The 15,965-nt window shown below is 69.2% G+C and carries 16 protein-coding genes and 1 riboswitch; of the genes, 8 read left to right on the top strand and 8 right to left on the bottom strand.

All coding sequences use genetic code 11. From position 1 onward, the window contains the following. Positions 1–51: 51 nt before the first annotated feature. The gene (locus FOH10_RS33400; RefSeq protein WP_051037835.1) at positions 52–813 is read left to right on the top strand and encodes an HAD-IIA family hydrolase; all 762 of its coding nucleotides are present in this window, start codon (positions 52–54) and stop codon (positions 811–813) included. A 405-nt stretch (positions 814–1,218) separates the two neighbouring features. On the opposite strand, the gene FOH10_RS33395 is transcribed toward FOH10_RS33400, so the two are convergent. From FOH10_RS33395 to FOH10_RS33375, 5 genes are all read right to left on the bottom strand, one after another. Beyond that, a complete protein-coding gene (locus FOH10_RS33395; RefSeq protein ID WP_244961482.1) occupies positions 1,219–1,701 on the bottom strand; it encodes a MarR family winged helix-turn-helix transcriptional regulator in 483 nt (160 codons plus the stop codon). Beyond that, positions 1,698–2,342: a type 1 glutamine amidotransferase family protein gene (locus tag FOH10_RS33390; protein ID WP_143983610.1), complete on the bottom strand. Its 645-nt coding sequence runs from the start codon at positions 2,340–2,342 to the stop codon at positions 1,698–1,700. Before FOH10_RS33390 ends, FOH10_RS33395 begins: the two co-directional genes overlap by 4 nt. 96 nt (positions 2,343–2,438) lie before the next feature. Beyond that, positions 2,439–3,653, bottom strand: a complete 1,215-nt coding sequence (locus tag FOH10_RS33385; protein WP_143983609.1) for an O-succinylhomoserine sulfhydrylase — start codon at positions 3,651–3,653, stop codon at positions 2,439–2,441. Between the two features lie 109 nt (positions 3,654–3,762). After that, positions 3,763–4,185, bottom strand: coding sequence for a rhodanese-like domain-containing protein (locus FOH10_RS33380; protein ID WP_039817881.1), 423 nt, complete (start codon positions 4,183–4,185; stop codon positions 3,763–3,765). 17 nt (positions 4,186–4,202) lie between these two features. Further along, positions 4,203–4,313: riboswitch (SAM riboswitch) on the bottom strand. Between the two features lie 64 nt (positions 4,314–4,377). Beyond that, positions 4,378–4,866 (bottom strand): Rv0361 family membrane protein, encoded by a 489-nt coding sequence (locus FOH10_RS33375; protein ID WP_143983608.1) that lies wholly within the window; start codon positions 4,864–4,866, stop codon positions 4,378–4,380. A 289-nt stretch (positions 4,867–5,155) separates the two neighbouring features. Here FOH10_RS33375 and FOH10_RS33370 point away from each other — a divergent pair, with 289 nt between their 5' ends. Both FOH10_RS33370 and FOH10_RS33365 read left to right on the top strand, forming a co-directional pair. After that, positions 5,156–6,565 carry an FAD-dependent oxidoreductase gene (locus FOH10_RS33370; protein ID WP_143983607.1) on the top strand — a complete coding sequence of 470 codons (1,410 nt, stop codon included), beginning with the start codon at positions 5,156–5,158 and terminating at the stop codon, positions 6,563–6,565. A gap of 67 nt (positions 6,566–6,632) precedes the next feature. Then, positions 6,633–7,502, top strand: coding sequence for an amidohydrolase family protein (locus tag FOH10_RS33365; protein WP_143983606.1), 870 nt, complete (start codon positions 6,633–6,635; stop codon positions 7,500–7,502). Positions 7,503–7,524: 22 nt separating this feature from the next. On the opposite strand, the gene FOH10_RS33360 is transcribed toward FOH10_RS33365, so the two are convergent. Continuing rightward, on the bottom strand, positions 7,525–8,007 hold the full coding sequence (locus FOH10_RS33360) for a DUF456 domain-containing protein (RefSeq protein WP_143983605.1): 483 nt from the start codon (positions 8,005–8,007) through the stop codon (positions 7,525–7,527). A gap of 70 nt (positions 8,008–8,077) precedes the next feature. Continuing rightward, positions 8,078–8,356, bottom strand: coding sequence for a hypothetical protein (locus tag FOH10_RS33355; protein ID WP_143983604.1), 279 nt, complete (start codon positions 8,354–8,356; stop codon positions 8,078–8,080). 173 nt (positions 8,357–8,529) lie between these two features. Here FOH10_RS33355 and FOH10_RS33350 point away from each other — a divergent pair, with 173 nt between their 5' ends. The 4 genes from FOH10_RS33350 to FOH10_RS33335 all read left to right on the top strand — a co-directional run bounded on the left by FOH10_RS33350 (position 8,530) and on the right by FOH10_RS33335 (position 14,404). Beyond that, positions 8,530–9,627 carry a CaiB/BaiF CoA transferase family protein gene (locus tag FOH10_RS33350; protein WP_143983603.1) on the top strand — a complete coding sequence of 366 codons (1,098 nt, stop codon included), beginning with the start codon at positions 8,530–8,532 and terminating at the stop codon, positions 9,625–9,627. A gap of 414 nt (positions 9,628–10,041) precedes the next feature. Further along, positions 10,042–12,654, top strand: a complete 2,613-nt coding sequence (locus FOH10_RS33345) for a helix-turn-helix transcriptional regulator (protein ID WP_143983602.1) — start codon at positions 10,042–10,044, stop codon at positions 12,652–12,654. Positions 12,655–12,974: 320 nt separating this feature from the next. Then, positions 12,975–14,015, top strand: a complete 1,041-nt coding sequence (locus FOH10_RS33340) for a hypothetical protein (protein WP_143983601.1) — start codon at positions 12,975–12,977, stop codon at positions 14,013–14,015. A gap of 56 nt (positions 14,016–14,071) precedes the next feature. Continuing rightward, positions 14,072–14,404 (top strand): hypothetical protein, encoded by a 333-nt coding sequence (locus tag FOH10_RS33335; protein ID WP_143983600.1) that lies wholly within the window; start codon positions 14,072–14,074, stop codon positions 14,402–14,404. A gap of 89 nt (positions 14,405–14,493) precedes the next feature. Here FOH10_RS33335 and FOH10_RS33330 read toward each other — a convergent pair whose 3' ends face one another. Further along, the gene (locus tag FOH10_RS33330) at positions 14,494–15,129 is read right to left on the bottom strand and encodes a DUF998 domain-containing protein (protein WP_143983599.1); all 636 of its coding nucleotides are present in this window, start codon (positions 15,127–15,129) and stop codon (positions 14,494–14,496) included. Positions 15,130–15,324: 195 nt separating this feature from the next. Between FOH10_RS33330 and FOH10_RS33325 the strand changes: the two genes are divergently transcribed. Then, on the top strand, positions 15,325–15,963 hold the full coding sequence (locus FOH10_RS33325) for a TetR/AcrR family transcriptional regulator (protein WP_143983598.1): 639 nt from the start codon (positions 15,325–15,327) through the stop codon (positions 15,961–15,963). Positions 15,964–15,965: the final 2 nt, after the last annotated feature.

The following is a 15,965-nucleotide window of genomic DNA, read 5'->3' as shown; positions in this document are numbered from 1 at the left end:
AATTGGCTCGTGACCACCAATGCTGAGCCGATCCTGTCCTACCTGACCGATATGGACGGTGTGCTCGTGCACGAGAACCATCTCGTGCCGGGGGCCGATAAATTCCTGGCGGAACTGAGCACCAATGACATCCCCTACCTGGTGCTCACCAATAATTCCATCTACACCGCGCGCGATCTGCAGGCGCGGCTGCGGCACTCCGGGCTCGACATCCCGGTGGAGTCGATCTGGACCTCGGCGCTGGCGACCGCGACCTTCCTCAACGAGCAGCGGCCCAATGGCACCGCGTACGTGGTGGGCGAATCCGGGCTCACCACGGCCCTGCACGAGATCGGGTACGTGCTCACCGACAGCGATCCGGACTATGTGGTGCTCGGTGAGACCCGCACCTATTCGTTCGAGGCCATCACCACCGCCATTCGGCTGATCCTGGCGGGTGCGCGGTTCATCGCCACCAATCCGGACGCCACCGGTCCCTCGCGCGAGGGCGTGCTGCCCGCCACCGGTTCGGTCGCGGCCCTGATCACCCGCGCCACCGGCAAGGAGCCCTACTACGTGGGCAAGCCCAACCCGCTCATGATGCGCTCGGCGCTGCGGCGCATCGGCGCGCATTCGCAGTCCACCGTCATGATCGGCGACCGCATGGACACCGACGTGATCTCCGGACTCGAGGCCGGGTTGCGCACGATCCTGGTGACCACCGGCATCTCCGGCCGGGCCACCGCGGAGGACTTCCCGTTCCGCCCGACCCTGATCCTCGACTCCGTCGCGGAGCTGGTGGGCCGCACCCGCGACCCGTTCTCGGCGGCCTGACACGCGGCTCCGGCGACGCGCACCCCGCACCGACGCGGTCCCGGTCCGGCGGGGGCTCGGTCCGGCGGGTGCTCGGTTCCACGCCCGATCGCGCCGAACCTGCCGCGCGCCACAATGCGGCGACTCCGTCCGCTGTCCGGCACCTACCGGCTGTCGGGGCCTGCCAGTTGTCGAGCGAACCCCGCCATAACCAGTCACCCGGGCCACGACACGGTCGAGAACGCACCTGGTACTCGTCCAGGTGCAACGCACCGGAGCCATGGCACGCATCCGCTCGCACTACGCCGTTGGAATCCGCGGGCATGGTCGCCGCACGCCGACGCAGGGGTGGCCGACACCGTCGCAGGGCATCGCCACCGTCGCACGGCGTCGCCGTGGCACGGTCGCCGACCGCGCCGGTGCGATTCACTCGCGCTCGAGTGCGTCGAGTGCGGTCGAGAGGGTGGTGAGCGCGTCGACCACGCGGGTGAACTCCTCGATGCCGAGGTGTTCGGTGAGACGGGCGGAGATGTCCGCGTGCTGGGGGTCGATGCGCTGGACGGCCGTGTAGCCCGCGTCGGTGGGGGCGACGAGTTTGGCGCGGCGGTGGGCCGGGTTCGGGCGGTATTCGGCCAGGCCCTTGTCGACCAGCAGGTCCGCGATCCGCTGCACGCTCTGCCGGGTGATGCCCATCGCGCGTGCGATCCCGGCCACGGGCAGCGGCTCCCGCAGTACCGCGCCCAGCACCTGCCACCAGGCCGCGGTGAGACCCGCCGGGCGGGCCAATTCCTCGGCGATGGCGAGGAATTGGCCGTTGAGCTTGAACGAGGAGATCGCCGCCGTACTGAACAGTTCCTGTTCGCGCCGGATCTCGCCGTCCGCCCGCCCGGTGGAGCGGCGTCGCGTCACGACGCCGTCGCCTCGGCGGATCGCTGCTGCTCGTACTCGGCGAGGGCGAAGAATCCGGCCGGATCGTTGTCGCCGTAGAGCCGGTACCACGCGTCGAGGATGTGCGGCTCGTAGATGTCGAGCCGGGCGAGGATCGCCCGCGCGAACTCGACCGGCCGGGTGCCGGTGGCCGTGATCAGATCCCCGTCGGTGACGGCGGGCTCGTACACGAAACGGTCGGCACCCGAATAGCCGCTGTAGGCAAGGTATTCCGCCGCATTGCTGGTGTGCGCCCGCTCGTCGAGCAGCCCGGCCGCCGCCAAACCGAAAGTGGCCCCGCAGATTCCCGCCACCGGCACACCCGCCGCCACGAACTCACGAGCCTTGTCCGCGAAGGGTGTCAGCGCACCCGTTTCCCAGGTGTCCGCGCCCGGCAGGATGAGCATGGCGCTGTCGGCCGGGGACAGCTCGGCCAGCGTCACATCCGGCACCACCCGCATACCACCCGCCGAGGTGACCGCGTCGCGGCCGATCCCCACCGTGCGCACCTGCCAGGTGCCGGGCTCCCGGTGCCACATGGCGCGGTTGATATGCGCGGTGGCGTGGCCGACCTCCCAATCCGCGAAGGTGTCGTAAACGGCCATGTGCACTGTTTTCATCATGACAGCATCCTGTCATCTTTGACAGGATGCTGTCAATAGGTTCGAATACGAAAACCCCGGCCCATCGAGAGCCGGGGCGTCGCGCGTGCCGAGCGGTCAGCTCAGTGCGTGATCCAGATCGCCGAGCAGATCCTCCACATCCTCGAGGCCCACCGAGATGCGGACCACGCCGTCGGTGATGCCCACGGCCGCACGGCCTTCCGGCCCCATGGCCCGGTGCGTGGTGGTGGCCGGATGGGTGATCAGGGTCTTGGCATCGCCGAGGTTGTTCGAGATGTCGATGATGCGCAGCCGGTTGAGTACCTCGAACGCGCGCTTCTTGGCCTCGTCGGCGCCCGCCTTCAGCTCGAAGGTGACCACGGTGCCGCCGCCCGACATCTGGCTCTTGGCCAGCTCGTACTGCGGATGCGAGGCCAGGAAGGGGTACTTCACCCAGGCCACCGAATCCTTGCCCTCGAGGAACTCCGCGATGCGCTGCGCCGAGGAATTGGCCTGGCGCACCCGCAGCGGCATGGTCTCCAGACCTTTGAGCAGCGTCCAGGCATTGAACGGGCTCAGCGCCGGGCCGGTATGGCGCATCAGATTCTTCACCGGACCGTCGATGTAGTCCTTGGACCCGAGAATCGCGCCGCCGAGGACACGACCCTGGCCGTCGATGTGCTTGGTGCCGGAATAGACCAGCACGTCCGCGCCGAGCTCGAATCCGCGTTGCAGCAGCGGAGTGGCGAAGACATTGTCCAGCACCACCTTCGCGCCCGCGGCATGCGACAGCTCGACCACCCGGCGCACATCCACCAGCGACTGCATCGGGTTGGACGGCGTTTCGAAGAACACGGCCTGGGTGGGCACCGACAGCGCCCGCTCCCACTGGTCGAGGTCCTCACCGTCGACGAAGACGGTCTCCACGCCCCAGCGCGGCAGAATCTCGTTGGCCACCACGAAACAGGAGCCGAACAGGCTGCGCGCGGCCACCAGCCGGTCACCCGCGCCGAGCAGCGCGCCCAGCGCCGTGAACACCGCCGACATCCCGGACGCGGTGGCGAAACACGCTTCGCCGCCGTCGATCAGGCGCAGCCGCTCCTCGAACATGGCGACGGTCGGATTGCCGTAGCGCGAGTACACGTAGTGCTCGATATCGCCGGTGAACGACGCCTCGGCCGCCTCGGCGCTCTCGTAGACGAATCCGGAGCTGAGGTACAGCGCCTCGGAGGTCTCCTCGAAACCGCTGCGGCGCAAGCCGCCTCGGACGCCGATGGTCGCGGGGCCGATGCCCTCGGGCAGGGGCTTGTCGAAAGCGCCTCCGGTGATCACAGCTGCCTCCCATCGACAGGGTTCGACCGACGCGCCACATACGCGACGGCGGTGGCGGTCACGACCGACGGAACCCGCGGCGCGCCCGCGGTGGCCGGAACCGGTCGCGTCATGATTGCCGCCACGGAAGTCCCTCGGCGCGCCAGCCGGAGCCGCCGCGGTGTCCCTGCGCGTCCAGCGCGCCCTCGAAACCCTCGACCACGTTGAACGCGGGCGTGAAGCCGACGGCGGTGGCCGCGGTGGCCGCGCCGATGGAGCGCTGCCCGGACCGGCAGATGAAGATCACGGGCGCGTCGCCCTCGGGGTCCCGCTCGGCCAGCGCCTGCTTGAGCTGATCGGTGAACCGGGTATTGGGCGAGCCGGTGACGTCCACCCATTCGATGAGGACGGTGGGCCGGCCGATGCCGCCGGTATCGGGTACGCCGACGAACCGCCATTCGGCCTCGGTGCGCACATCCACCAGCACCGCGTCCGGATTGTCGCGCAACAGCTCCCACGCCTGCCGTGGCGTGATGTCACCCGCATAGCTCACTGCTTGAACCTCCTGTGAATCCGCACTTGCCGCACCGAGGTGCGTGGCCAGGTCGTCACCCGGAGCACCCCACCGCGGAGGAGGGTTGCCGACCAGCCAGCCGGGGCTTGGCGCTGGTACTCATGACCTGGATCTGAGATTGCCCGGACCACCGCCCGACTGTCAAACGCATGTGTCCGAGTAGTGGGACGATCAGCGGTCGCAGACCACCCAGCCGTTGCCGCCGCGGGTGAAGTTCCAGGTCGAGGTGTTCTCGGTGCCGTCGAGTCGCACGGTGACGGTGGCGGTGGCGCGGTCGCCGTCCACCCGGGCGTCGGTGAGGCGCACGAATTCCAGAGCCGGTGCGGCGTCCTCGGATTCGATCCGCACCGGCGAGCGGTCGTTGTCGAAGCCCGCGCAGACGATGCGATCGCCCAGCGGGTCGTCCGCGGCCAGCGCGCCGACGAGGTTGCGGGCGGCCACGGCCAGTCGATCGGAATCTGTGACATTCTTCTCAGCCGGGGATACCAGCCCCGCGATCACGATTCCCAGCACGACCAGCGCGATGATGCCCGCGGCGGCCAGGAACGGCAGCATCGACCTGGTCCCGGTCTGGTCGATCGGGATCGACTGTTCATCCTCACCGGCTGTGTGTTCCGATCGCTCAGCCGAGTTTTCCGGCCGCTCGCTTCGCTCACTCATGAGCTAGATCATGCCTGGTCGCCGGGGGTGTACGCGGCTCGACACCGGGTACCCGATGCAGTGGGCATCCGCCCAGTTCACCGAACCCCGGCGGGCCGTGGTCTACCCCACCGATAGAATCGTCTGAATTCTCCGCCCGCGCGGGGGAATAGCAGGACGGCGCAGCAACGCTGCAGCGTCGGAGGCCTCGGGATGACCCGAGCTCGGGCGTCAACTTAGCCTAAGCTAAGAACGACGGCTAAGACTGACCGCAAGATTGTATTTCGACTCGTAAGGGTGCGCGTAAGAGATGACCGAACAGAGTGCAGCGACCCGCCCGCTCCGCATCGCGATCGTTGGTGCCGGCCCGGCTGGTATCTATGCGGCCGACGCGCTGATGAAATCCGATGCCCCCGCCGGGTTCGACGGGGTGAGCATCGATCTCTACGAGCGCATGCCCGCCCCCTTCGGCCTGATCCGCTACGGCGTCGCGCCCGACCACCCGCGGATCAAGGGCATCATCACCGCCCTGCACAAGGTCCTCGACAAACCCCAGGTCCGACTGCTGGGCAATATCGACTACGGCGTCGACATCACCCTCGCCGACCTGCGCGGCTTCTACGACGCGGTCATCTTCTCCACCGGCGCCAACGCCGACCGCGCCCTCGACATCCCCGGCATCGACCTCGACGGCTCCTACGGCGCCGCGGACTTCGTGTCCTGGTACGACGGCCACCCCGACGTCCCCCGCACCTGGCCCCTGCACGCCCAGAAGGTCGCCGTGCTCGGCGTCGGCAACGTCGCCCTGGACGTGGCCCGGGTACTGGCCAAGACCGGCGACGAACTGCTGCCCACCGAGATCCCGCCGAACGTCTACGAAGGGCTCAAGGCCAACCAGGCCCTCGAGGTGCACGTGTTCGGTCGCCGCGGACCCGCCCAGGCCAAGTTCACCCCCCTCGAGCTGCGCGAGCTCGACCATTCCCCGACCATCGAGGTCATCGTCGACCCCTCCGACATCGACTACGACGAGGGCTCCGAGGCCGCGCGCCGGCATTCCAAGCAGGTCGACATGATCTGCAACACCCTCGAGCAGTGGGCCATCCGCGATGTCGGTGACCGCCCGCACAAACTGTTCCTGCACTTCTTCGAGTCCCCCGCCGAGATCCTCGGCTCCGACGGCACGGTCGTCGGGCTGCGCACCGAACGCACCCAGCTCGACGGCACCGGCAACTGCAAGGGCACCGGCGAATACAAGGACTGGGACATCCAGGCCGTGTACCGGGCGGTGGGGTATCTGTCGCAGAACATTCCCGCGCTGCCCTTCGACGACCAGGCCGGGACCGTGCCCAACGAGGCCGGACGCGTGCTCGTCGACGAGGACGCCGACGGCCCGGCCCGCTACCTGCCCCAAACCTATGTGACCGGGTGGATCAAACGCGGCCCGGTCGGGCTCATCGGCCACACCAAGGGCGACGCCAACGAAACCATCGCCTGCCTGCTCGACGACGCCAAAGACTTCACCCCCGCCGCCAACCCCGACCCCGAGGCCGTGACCGCGTTCCTCGAAGCCAAGGGCATCCCCTTCACCACCTGGGCCGGCTGGTACCGCCTCGACGCCCACGAACGCGCACTCGGCGAACCCGAAGGCCGCGAACGCGTCAAGGTCGTCGAACGCGAAGACATGCTGCGCGCCAGCGAGCCGGACAAAGTCGCCAACTGACCTGGGCTGATCCACCAGGCGGACAAGGTTTTCCGCACTTGTCACCAATGTGAGGCATGCTGATCACGTGTTCGATGCCCATGTCCACATCATCGATCCGCGGTTCCCGCTGATCGAGAACGAGGGCTACCTGCCCGACCCGTACACCATCGCCGATTACAAGCGGCGGATGTCCCGCTTCGACATCGACGGTGGTGCCGTGGTCAGCGGGTCCTTCCAGGGCACCGATGAGACGTTCCTACGGGCGGCGCTGGCCGAGCTGGGCGAGGGCTGGGTCGGCGTCATCAACCTGCACGTGGACGCCACCGACGAGGAGATCATCTCGCTCGACCGGGCCGGGGTGCGGGCGCTGCGGTTCAATCTCAAGCGTGCGGGCGGGGATATCGTCGGGCTGACCATGCTGGCGCTGCGCGCGTACGAACTGGTCGGTTGGCATGTGGAGCTGTACATCGACGGGTCCATGCTGGGATCGCTGGAACCGGTGATCAGCAAGCTGCCGCAGCTGTCCATCGACCATATGGGCATGTCCGACGACTGCCTGCCCTACCTGCTGAATCTGGTGGACCGCGGGGCCAAGGTGAAGGCGTCCGGCTTCGGCCGGGTGGCCATGGACGTCGGCCGGGCGCTGCGCCGGATCCACGCGGTGAATCCGGAGGCCCTCATGTTCGGCTCCGATCTACCCGGCACCCGCGCGGGGCGGCCCTTCCTCGACACCGATATCACCCTCATCACCGATGCGGTCGGCACGGACCTGCACCGGGTGCTGGAGGACAATGCCCGCGCCTTCTACCGACTGCCCGCCAAGGAACGCGATCTCGCGGACCCCGCGCCGACGCTGCCGCTGTTCGGCCCGGAATCGCCGACCCTGCGCCTGAAGCGCTCCGAACTCCCGAAACCCGCTCCGGGAGATACGATGCCGCTTCCGATCATCGAGTAGCGGCCAGACGATCGGGTAGCGGCTAGACGACGACGGCGGCGACCACCCACACCCCGGCCGCTAGCAGCGCGCCGAACAGCTCGACGAGAATCGACAGCCCGACCCCCTTCAGGGCGTGCTGCGTCGACACCCACGCCGTGCGCTGCGCCCGCAGCCGCTGTAGCTCCGAAAGATAAACCCCCAGTACGAATCCCAGGAACAGCCCGATCACCGGCACCACGAAGAAACCGACGATGCCCAGCGCCGCGCCGATGAACAGCGACCGGTTCGGCACACCCGCGTATTTGAGCTTGCGGCCCGGCCAGGTGTACTTGATCACCCCGCTGATCACGAGAAATGCCGTGCAGACCGCGAAGACGATCCAGGCCGCGGTTCCGCCGGTCATGAAGGCCCACACCGCGATCGCGCCGAAGATCAGCAGCACGCCCGGCAGGATCGGCACCACCACACCGATCAGCCCCACCAGAATCGCGAGGCCGACCAGGACCTCACCCGCTACACCCACGCCAGTTCCTCCCGCCTCGTCGCTGCCAGCATTCTGCCCCGGCGGGAGCGACCCCGCGCGGTGGCTCTGCTCACCGCGAGGCGCGTGGCGGATTGCGGCGAGGGCGGGTGAGGGTGAGTTCGGTGGGTGAGAAGGCCAGGGTGTCGCCGGAACCCGCGGGCCGGACGTGCAGGAAGTCCGGTTCGCCGGGGTCGGCGACGGCGACCACCTTGCCGGATCGGCCCTCCTCGATGCCGACGGCGTCGGCGGTGAACCACACGGTGGGTGAGCGACCCGCGTCCACGGCGGCGGCTAGTTGCCGAATATCGCTGTCGGACAATGAGTTCTTGGCGGATCGGCGAGACGGCATGGTGCGCTCCGGCGGGACGTGCTGAACGGTCGGGCACCGGAGAGCATGCCTGAGAACACCGACATCGCGCACATCGTTACCCGGGAGCACACCCGAAACCCCGTTATTGTCATACTGTCAACACCGGCACGGTGAGCCGGTGCACAGGATTCGACGATGAACCGAGGTAGGGCGTGAGCACTCCATCCACCGCCGCACAGGGCCCGCTCGCGGGCATTCGGGTTGTTGAACTGGCCGGCATCGGCCCCGGTCCGCACGCCGCACTGCTGCTCGCGGACCTCGGCGCGGATGTGGTTCGCGTCCAGCGACCGGGCCAGTTGCCGGGCTTCATGGAGCGACCGCAGTGGCGCGGGCGCACCATTGTCGAGGCCAACCTGAAGGATCCCGCCGATATCGACAAGGTGCTCGGCCTCATCGAGAAGGCCGACGTGCTGATCGAGGGCTTCCGGCCGGGCGTCACCGAGCGCATGGGCCTGGGGCCCGAGGTGGCACTGGAGCGCAATCCGCGCCTGGTGTACGGCCGTATGACCGGCTGGGGACAGGACGGCCCGCTCGCGGACCGCGCCGGACACGACATCAATTACATCTCGCTGACCGGCGTGCTCAATGCCATCGGTCGCAAGGGTGAGCGCCCGGTGCCGCCGCTCAATATGGTCGGCGACTTCGGCGGCGGTTCCATGTTCCTGGTCTTCGGCGTGCTCGCCGCGCTGGTGGAGCGCCAGAGCTCCGGCCGGGGGCAGGTCATCGACACCGCGATGATCGATGGCGCACTTGCCCTTTCGCACATGATCTGGGGTATGCGCGGGGTGGGCCTGTGGTCCGATGAGCGCGGCACCAACCTGCTCGACACCGGTATGGCGTTCTACGACACCTACGAGACCGCCGACGGCAAGTACATGGCGGTCGGCTGCATCGAACCGCAGTTCTACGCGGAATTCCTGAAGGGCCTGGAAATCGACCCGACCGGGCTGCCGCACCAGATCGACCCCACCGCGCAGGACGAACTGCGCAAACTCTTCGCCGAGAAGTTCAAGACCAAGACCCGCGACGAGTGGTGGGCGATCTTCGAGCACACCGACGCCTGCACCACCCCGGTGCTCACCCTCACCGAGGCCACCCAGAACCCACACATCCAGGCCCGCAGCGGTCTCGTCGAGATCGACGGCGTGGTGCAGCACGCACCCGCCCCGCGCTTCTCCCGCACCCCGGGGGCCATCCCGACACCCCCGCCCACCGAGGGCACCCCGATCGAACAGGTCTGGGCGGACTGAGAGATCGGGCCCACGATCGTTACCACATTCGATCGACTCACGACGTACACTGTGGTCATCACGGAGGTGATGGTTGAAGATGGGGCACCGCGCCAACGATGCCCCACCCGAACGGGTTATCGGGTCCTCTTCAGTCGAACCACGATGTAGATGAGCCCGGCGGCCGCGGCAGCTCCGGCAGCAAACCATGCTGCACGGTTCGCCGGCTCAACTTTCCGATGTTTTCCAACCATCTCCCATTCACCTCCTCTCCCTGACGGTGGCGGTCGAACCGGCCGCCACCGTTCGGGAGCGGAAGCGCCCCAACGATATCGGCCGCGGCGATAGCACACGCGCATATTCGCTGGATTGTTCGAATGCCCCGTACAGTTCGTTCGCCCTGCTCACGATGGGGCGGCGCACTACAGTTGTCACATGGCTCGGAATTGGCCGATGGTCGAGCGCGGCGGCGAACTCGAATCCATTCGGGCGGCGTTGACGGGCGACGAGTTCGTCGGGGCCGTCCTGACGGGGGACGCGGGGGTGGGCAAGACCACGCTGGCGCGGCAGGCCGCCGCCGCGGTCGGCGGCAATATCCGATGGGTGGCGGGCACCGAATCGGCGCGCAGCATTCCGCTGGGCGTCTTCGCCCACATGGTCGGCGTGTACACCGCGCACGATCCGGTGACGTTCATGGCGGCGGCGCGGGAGGCCCTGCTCGCGGACGGGCACACCATCATCGGCGTCGACGACGCGCATCTGCTGGACCAGCTCTCCGCCACCCTGCTGCTGCAACTGGCCATCGACAAGGCCGCTCACATCGTGGCGACCGTGCGCAGCGGCGTGCCGGTGCCGGACGCGGTGACCTCGCTGTGGAAGGACGGGCATCTGCTGCGCGTGGATCTGCGGCCGTTCACCCAGCGGCAGAGCGTGGCACTGGTGGAATCCATGCTGGGCGGGCAGCTGGAGGGGTTCACCGCCAACCTCATGTGGGAATCCTCCGGGGGCAACGCGCTTTTCCTACGCCATCTGGTGGAGGGCGCGCTGGAGGCGGGCACGCTGCGGCAGGTGAACGGGGTGTGGCAGCTGCGCGGACGAGCGGCGGTCACCTCGGAACTGGCTGCGCTGCTGGAGGATCGGGTGGAGCAGCTGCCCGATGACGTGCTGAAGGTGCTGGAGCTGCTCACCTTCTGCGAGCCCATCGACCTGGACGTACTGGCCGAGCTCGCGGGCGAGGAGGCGGTGGAGGCCGCCGAATCACGCGGTGTCATCCGGATTGTCGAGAACACCCACCAGCTGCTGGTGCGCTACAACCATCCGCTGTTCGGCGAAGTGATCCGGCGGCGGCTGGGCATCGCGTCGGCACGGCGGCTGCGGGGACGGCTGTACTCGTCGCTGAGGGAGCGGCCGGTCAATTCGGCGTCGGATCGCATTCGGCTGGCCGAATTGGCTTTGGACAGCGACAAATCCGCGGATCTGGAGCTGTTCGAGGCGGCGGCCGCCGACGCCATCGGATTGGCGAACATCCCACTGGGGGAACGGTTCGCGCGCGCCGCCGTGGAGCGGCGCGGCGGTGTGGAGGCCGCGGATCTGCTGGCCCGGGCGCTGCTGTGGCAGGGCCATCGCATCGAGGCCGAACGCACCCTCGCCAGCTTCGATCCGGACCAGCTGAACGAGGTGCAACTGGCCCGCTGGGGCAGCACCCGGGTGTCGAATCTGCTGTGGGCCATGGGCGATGCCGACCGCGCCGACGAGGTGCTGGGTCTGGTGCGCGGTCGGGTGCGGCATCCCAAGATCGTCGCCACCCTGGACGGACTGGCGTCGGCCTGCGCGGTCAACGAGAACAAGCTCGACGAGGCGTTCGCGCTCGCCGAACCCGTGATGACCAACGCCGACGCGCCGCCCTGGGCGGTGTGGTGGGCGGCCTTCGGCGGCGGGCTCGCCCTGGCGCTCATGGGGCGCGGCGAGGCGGCGCGCGAATACGCCACGCGCGGACACGAAGTCGAACGGCACATCGACGGGCTGAACCGCTTCATGTCCACCCACGCGGAGGTGCTGGCCCTCACCTTCACCGGCGACCTCGACGCCGCCCGCCGTTGCGCCGGAGGCTATTTCGGCTACTCGTCGCCGGGCCAGTACCTGGCCTGGGGCATGTCGAAGATCCTGCAGGGCACCGTCGACGTGGCGCAGGGGCATTTCCCGGATGCCGTCGACAATCTCGAACAGGCCCTCGCCGCCCTGGCCATGGAGGGCGCGGCGGCGTGGATGTTCCCCGCGAGACTGCGCCTGGCCGAAGCCTATTCGGCGCTGGGCCGGGCGGCCGAGGCCGCCGAGAGCATCGAGGCCGCGGTGGCCCGGGGCGGGCGGCACAGCGCCGTCTACGAACCACAGCTGGCGCTGGCCCGTTCCTGGCAGGCCGCCGCCGAGGGCACGGTCAGCCCCGCCGTCCGGCACGCGCTCGCGGCCGCCGACGCCGCCGCGCGCTCGCACCAGCACGCCATCGAGGCCATGGCGCTGCACACCGCCGCCCGGTTCGGCGACCAGTCGGTGGCGGGGCGGCTCGCGGACCTGGCCGCCCGGGTGGACGGGCGACTGGTACAGGTGCAGGCCCGGCACGCCGTCGCGGTCGCCGCCCATGACGGCGACGGATTGGATGCCGCCGCAGCGGAATTCGAATCCATGGGGGTGCTGCTGTCCGCCGCCGACGCCGCCGCGCAGGCGGCCTCGGCACATGAGCGGGCCGGGGATCGCAGACGACTGCTGGAATCCGCCGCCACCGCCAACCGGCTCGCGGCGGCCTGCGGCGGGGCCGGCACGCCCGCGCTCCGGCAGTCGGCGCAGCCGCTGCCGCTGACCGCGCGGGAGCGGGAGATCGCCAATCTGGTCGCGGCGGGGCTGTCGAATCGGCAGATCGCGGACCGCTTGACGGTTTCGGTGCGAACGGTGGAGGGGCATCTGTACCGCGCCTGCATCAAGCTCGATGTCACCGATCGCGAGGCCCTGGCGGAGTTGATGCTCGGGTCATCTCCCGGCAAATTCGAGAGCTGACCGGCGCGGCAAAGTAATTCACGCTTCAACCAGCTGTTTTTCGTTTCCACAGCGACGAAGTAGCACCCCTGTGCGGCATCTCACATCGAGTTGCCATTCATAGCTTTCATTCAGCTAACATCCCAGCTCAGGTGACCAGCCAGGTTCCCGCCCGATATCCGCTCCCGAAAGGGGTGCGGGAACCACATTGCCCGTGCCCCCGGAGTTCTCCGCTCCGAATGCACGATCAACAGGAAACGAGAACGCTCGCCACGCACGCGGCCGCCACCGGTTCCTGATCGCAACAGAATCAAGACCCTGATGAAGGTGGTGTGTTCGACGTGGCTCGTCGGCATGGACAACTGAAGACCGGCGCGCGCCGCCGCGCACTCGTGGTGGGCGCGATCCCGCTGGCCCTGGCCGTCGGCTGTGCCACCACCGACCAGAACGCCGCGTCCCCGAACACACCGGCCGCCGCCGGTGCGCAGGACGCTACGCCAGCGAACCCCCAGGACGGAACCCCCGGGGGACCGCAGACGGCGCGGACGCCCACCGCGAACCCGCCGAGCGCCGACTCCGGCCGCTCCTCCGGCTACGCCGCACCCCAGCCCGGCCTCGCTGGTGGCGCCGCTCCGCGCGCCGCCACCAGCCCGGTCCAGCCCGGCGTCACCGCTCCCGCGACCGACCGCCCGGTCGGCCACACCCCGGGGCCGATCCAGCCGGGTGTCACCACCCCGCCGACGCCCGCACCCGCGCCGAACTACCTCGTGCCCCCGAACTACCGCCCCATCCCGGCACCCGAGGCGGCCCCCGCCATCGACCTGGGCACCCTGCACGCCCCGGTGCCCGTGGAACCGGTGGCCCCCATCGCCCCGCCCCCGCGCACCCTGCGCGTCGGCGCATTCACCACGCCGGTCCCCGACGACGTCCCCGACGCGGTCCTGAACCCGGTCAACGGCGGCGCGGCCGCCGTCGAGGCGGGCATCGCCACGGGCCTGAACTCGGTGGGCATCCACGCCAGCCGCTCGGACAAGATCGCCGCCGGAACCATCGCGGGCACCGCCATCGGAGCCGGGGCGGGCGCACTCGCGGCGGGCATCCCGGCCGCCGCCATCGGCGCGGTACCGGGCGCGGTCATCGGCACCGGCGTGGGCGCGGCCACCGGAGCGGTCATCGGCGGAATCGCGGCTGGCCTTCCCACCGGCGGCGCGGCCTCGCTGCCGGGTGCCGGAGCGGGCGCGCTGATCGGTGCCGGTGTCGGCGCTGCGGCCGGTGCCGCCGTCGGCGCTGCGGCCCTCGGCATTCCGGCCGCGGTCGTCGGCGGCGTCGCCGGTGGCGCGCTCGGTTTCGGCATCGGCAGCGCCTACGGCGCGGTCGTCTGATTCGGCCCCGCCCGTCGTCCCCTCGCACCAACGACAAGGACCACCAAGGAACACGAATGAGAGCAACACTTCGCGCGGTCGCGGTTGCGGCAACGATTGCCGCGGCTGGCCTCCTGAACACGCAGACGGCCGCCGCCACCCCTCCCGTCCCCACACCGGAACCGGGTGGCGTCATCCGAATGGACACCGCCCCGGGCGAGTGGTGGCAGTGCACCGGCTGGAGCCTGCAACCGCCGTTCTTCTACCAGGCCCCGGGCATCATGCAGTACTCGCTCGGCCCTGAGCCGATCTACCTGCGATTCGCGCCGGGTGCCGATGTCTGGGTCGAATGCGCCGGAACCGGCCTACCGGTCGTCTACTACGGCCCGATCGTCAAGGCTGGCTGGTGATCCCGATGGCGGTCAACTGATCGACCTGCTCCCGCGAAAGGCGTCCGCACCATTGACCTTGGTGCGGACGCCTTTTCCGTACACTCACCTCACGCGAACTGCGGCTCCCGGGTGGCACCCGCCGTCCGGCGGGTGGGCAGGAGGCTGGCGGCGAGCAGGGAGATCCAGCCCCAGGCCAGGAAGGAGACGGCCGCGAAGACCATGCTGACCTGGCTGGGCAGGGCGGCGGGGAGCACCATGAAGGCCAGGGTGATGGCAATCGTGATGGCCGCCATGGCCTTTCGGTCGGCGCGGAGGTAGCGCCGGGTGAGGATGATGTTCGCGGCCACCAGGGCGAACCCGGAGATGGTGGCTGCGGCTCCGTGTGCCATGCCGTGCCAGGTGAGGGTGTCGGGCTCGCCCACGGGGTAGCCCTTGACCGGGTCGCAGACGAAGACGCCGGCGGCGATCAGGCCAGCGCCGAAGACGGCGACGAGGCGCGGAATCCAGGTGTGGCCGATGCCGTCGGTGAGGGCCCGGCGCAGGCCGAGTGCGCCGAGCACGAAGAGCACGCCGGTGCCGACGAAGTTGGCGATCTGCAACCAGCCGAGGTCACCGAGGGCGAGCTGGCTGATCATGTGCCGACTCAGGTCGAAGCCGTCGCGGGTGAACGCCTGCGCCAGGGCGATCGCGAAGAACACGGGGGTGGCGAGAGCGCCTGCGGTGAGCAGCTTTTCGGTCTTCATCAGGTCTTTCCTCGGTAGTTCGGTCGGCGGTGGTGCCGTCGGGGGTCCAGACGGTCCGGGGAGCGACAACTCATCGGATGACATTCTGGACGCTGTCCAGATGGACCGTACACAGCTTTCTGGACGCTGTCCAGATGCATGCGGGAGAATTCTGGACGACGTCCAGATATGGTGGGGCGGACCGAAGGAGAGCACATGGGTGAGACGGGCGCGAAGCGCACGACCTACCGGCACGGCGCACTGGAGGAGGCGCTACTGGCGGCGGGCGTGGCCATGGCGCGCGAGGGCGGCGGTCCACAGGCGATCGTGCTGCGGGAGGCGGCCCGCCGAGCGGGCGTCGCGCCGAACGCCGCGTACACGCACTTCGCCAACAAGGACGCCCTGGTACAGGCGGTGGCCCGGGTCGCGCTCGCCGAACTGGCGGCCGCCATGACCGCCGCCCAGGACGCCGTTGCGCCCATGGACGACCCCGCGGCGGCGGCGCGGGCCCGGTTCCACGCGGTCGGTGCGGGATACCTGCGGTTCGCCCGGGAACAGCCGGGACTGTTCCTGACCGCCTTCACCACTCAGCGCGACGTGAGCGCGGTGGCCGAACCGGCGGCGGCCGGACCCACCGGCCGCTCGGCCATCGAAATTCTCGGCGATGCCCTGGACGGCCTGGTCGAGACCGGGCTATTGCCGCCGGAACGCCGCCCGGGTGCCGAGTTCCTGGCTTGGCCGACCGTGCACGGCCTCGCCTATCTCGCCGTGGACGGTCCGTTCCGCTTCCTGGAACCGGAGCAGCTCGACCACCTCTCCGAGCAACTGCTCGACATGATCGACCGGGGGATCTGACA

It is taken from the genome of Nocardia otitidiscaviarum (genome assembly GCF_007362295.1).
Taxonomy (GTDB): Bacteria; Actinomycetota; Actinomycetes; order Mycobacteriales; family Mycobacteriaceae; genus Nocardia; species Nocardia otitidiscaviarum.
The sequence above is the reverse complement of the archived record's forward strand: the minus strand, read 5'-3'. Positions and strand labels throughout refer to the sequence as shown.

Bases quoted from the DNA above. Each gene is read 5' to 3' on its own strand.
- FOH10_RS33400 (WP_051037835.1), top strand. From the start codon at position 52: ATGGACGGTGTGCTCGTGCACGAGAACCATCTCGTGCCGGGGGCCGAT.
- FOH10_RS33390 (WP_143983610.1), bottom strand. From the start codon at position 2,342: ATGATGAAAACAGTGCACATGGCCGTTTACGACACCTTCGCGGATTGG.
- FOH10_RS33375 (WP_143983608.1), bottom strand. From the start codon at position 4,866: ATGAGTGAGCGAAGCGAGCGGCCGGAAAACTCGGCTGAGCGATCGGAA.
- FOH10_RS33370 (WP_143983607.1), top strand. From the start codon at position 5,156: ATGACCGAACAGAGTGCAGCGACCCGCCCGCTCCGCATCGCGATCGTT.
- FOH10_RS33355 (WP_143983604.1), bottom strand. From the start codon at position 8,356: ATGCCGTCTCGCCGATCCGCCAAGAACTCATTGTCCGACAGCGATATT.
- FOH10_RS33345 (WP_143983602.1), top strand. From the start codon at position 10,042: ATGGCTCGGAATTGGCCGATGGTCGAGCGCGGCGGCGAACTCGAATCC.
- FOH10_RS33335 (WP_143983600.1), top strand. From the start codon at position 14,072: ATGAGAGCAACACTTCGCGCGGTCGCGGTTGCGGCAACGATTGCCGCG.
- FOH10_RS33330 (WP_143983599.1), bottom strand. From the start codon at position 15,129: ATGAAGACCGAAAAGCTGCTCACCGCAGGCGCTCTCGCCACCCCCGTG.
- FOH10_RS33325 (WP_143983598.1), top strand. From the start codon at position 15,325: ATGGGTGAGACGGGCGCGAAGCGCACGACCTACCGGCACGGCGCACTG.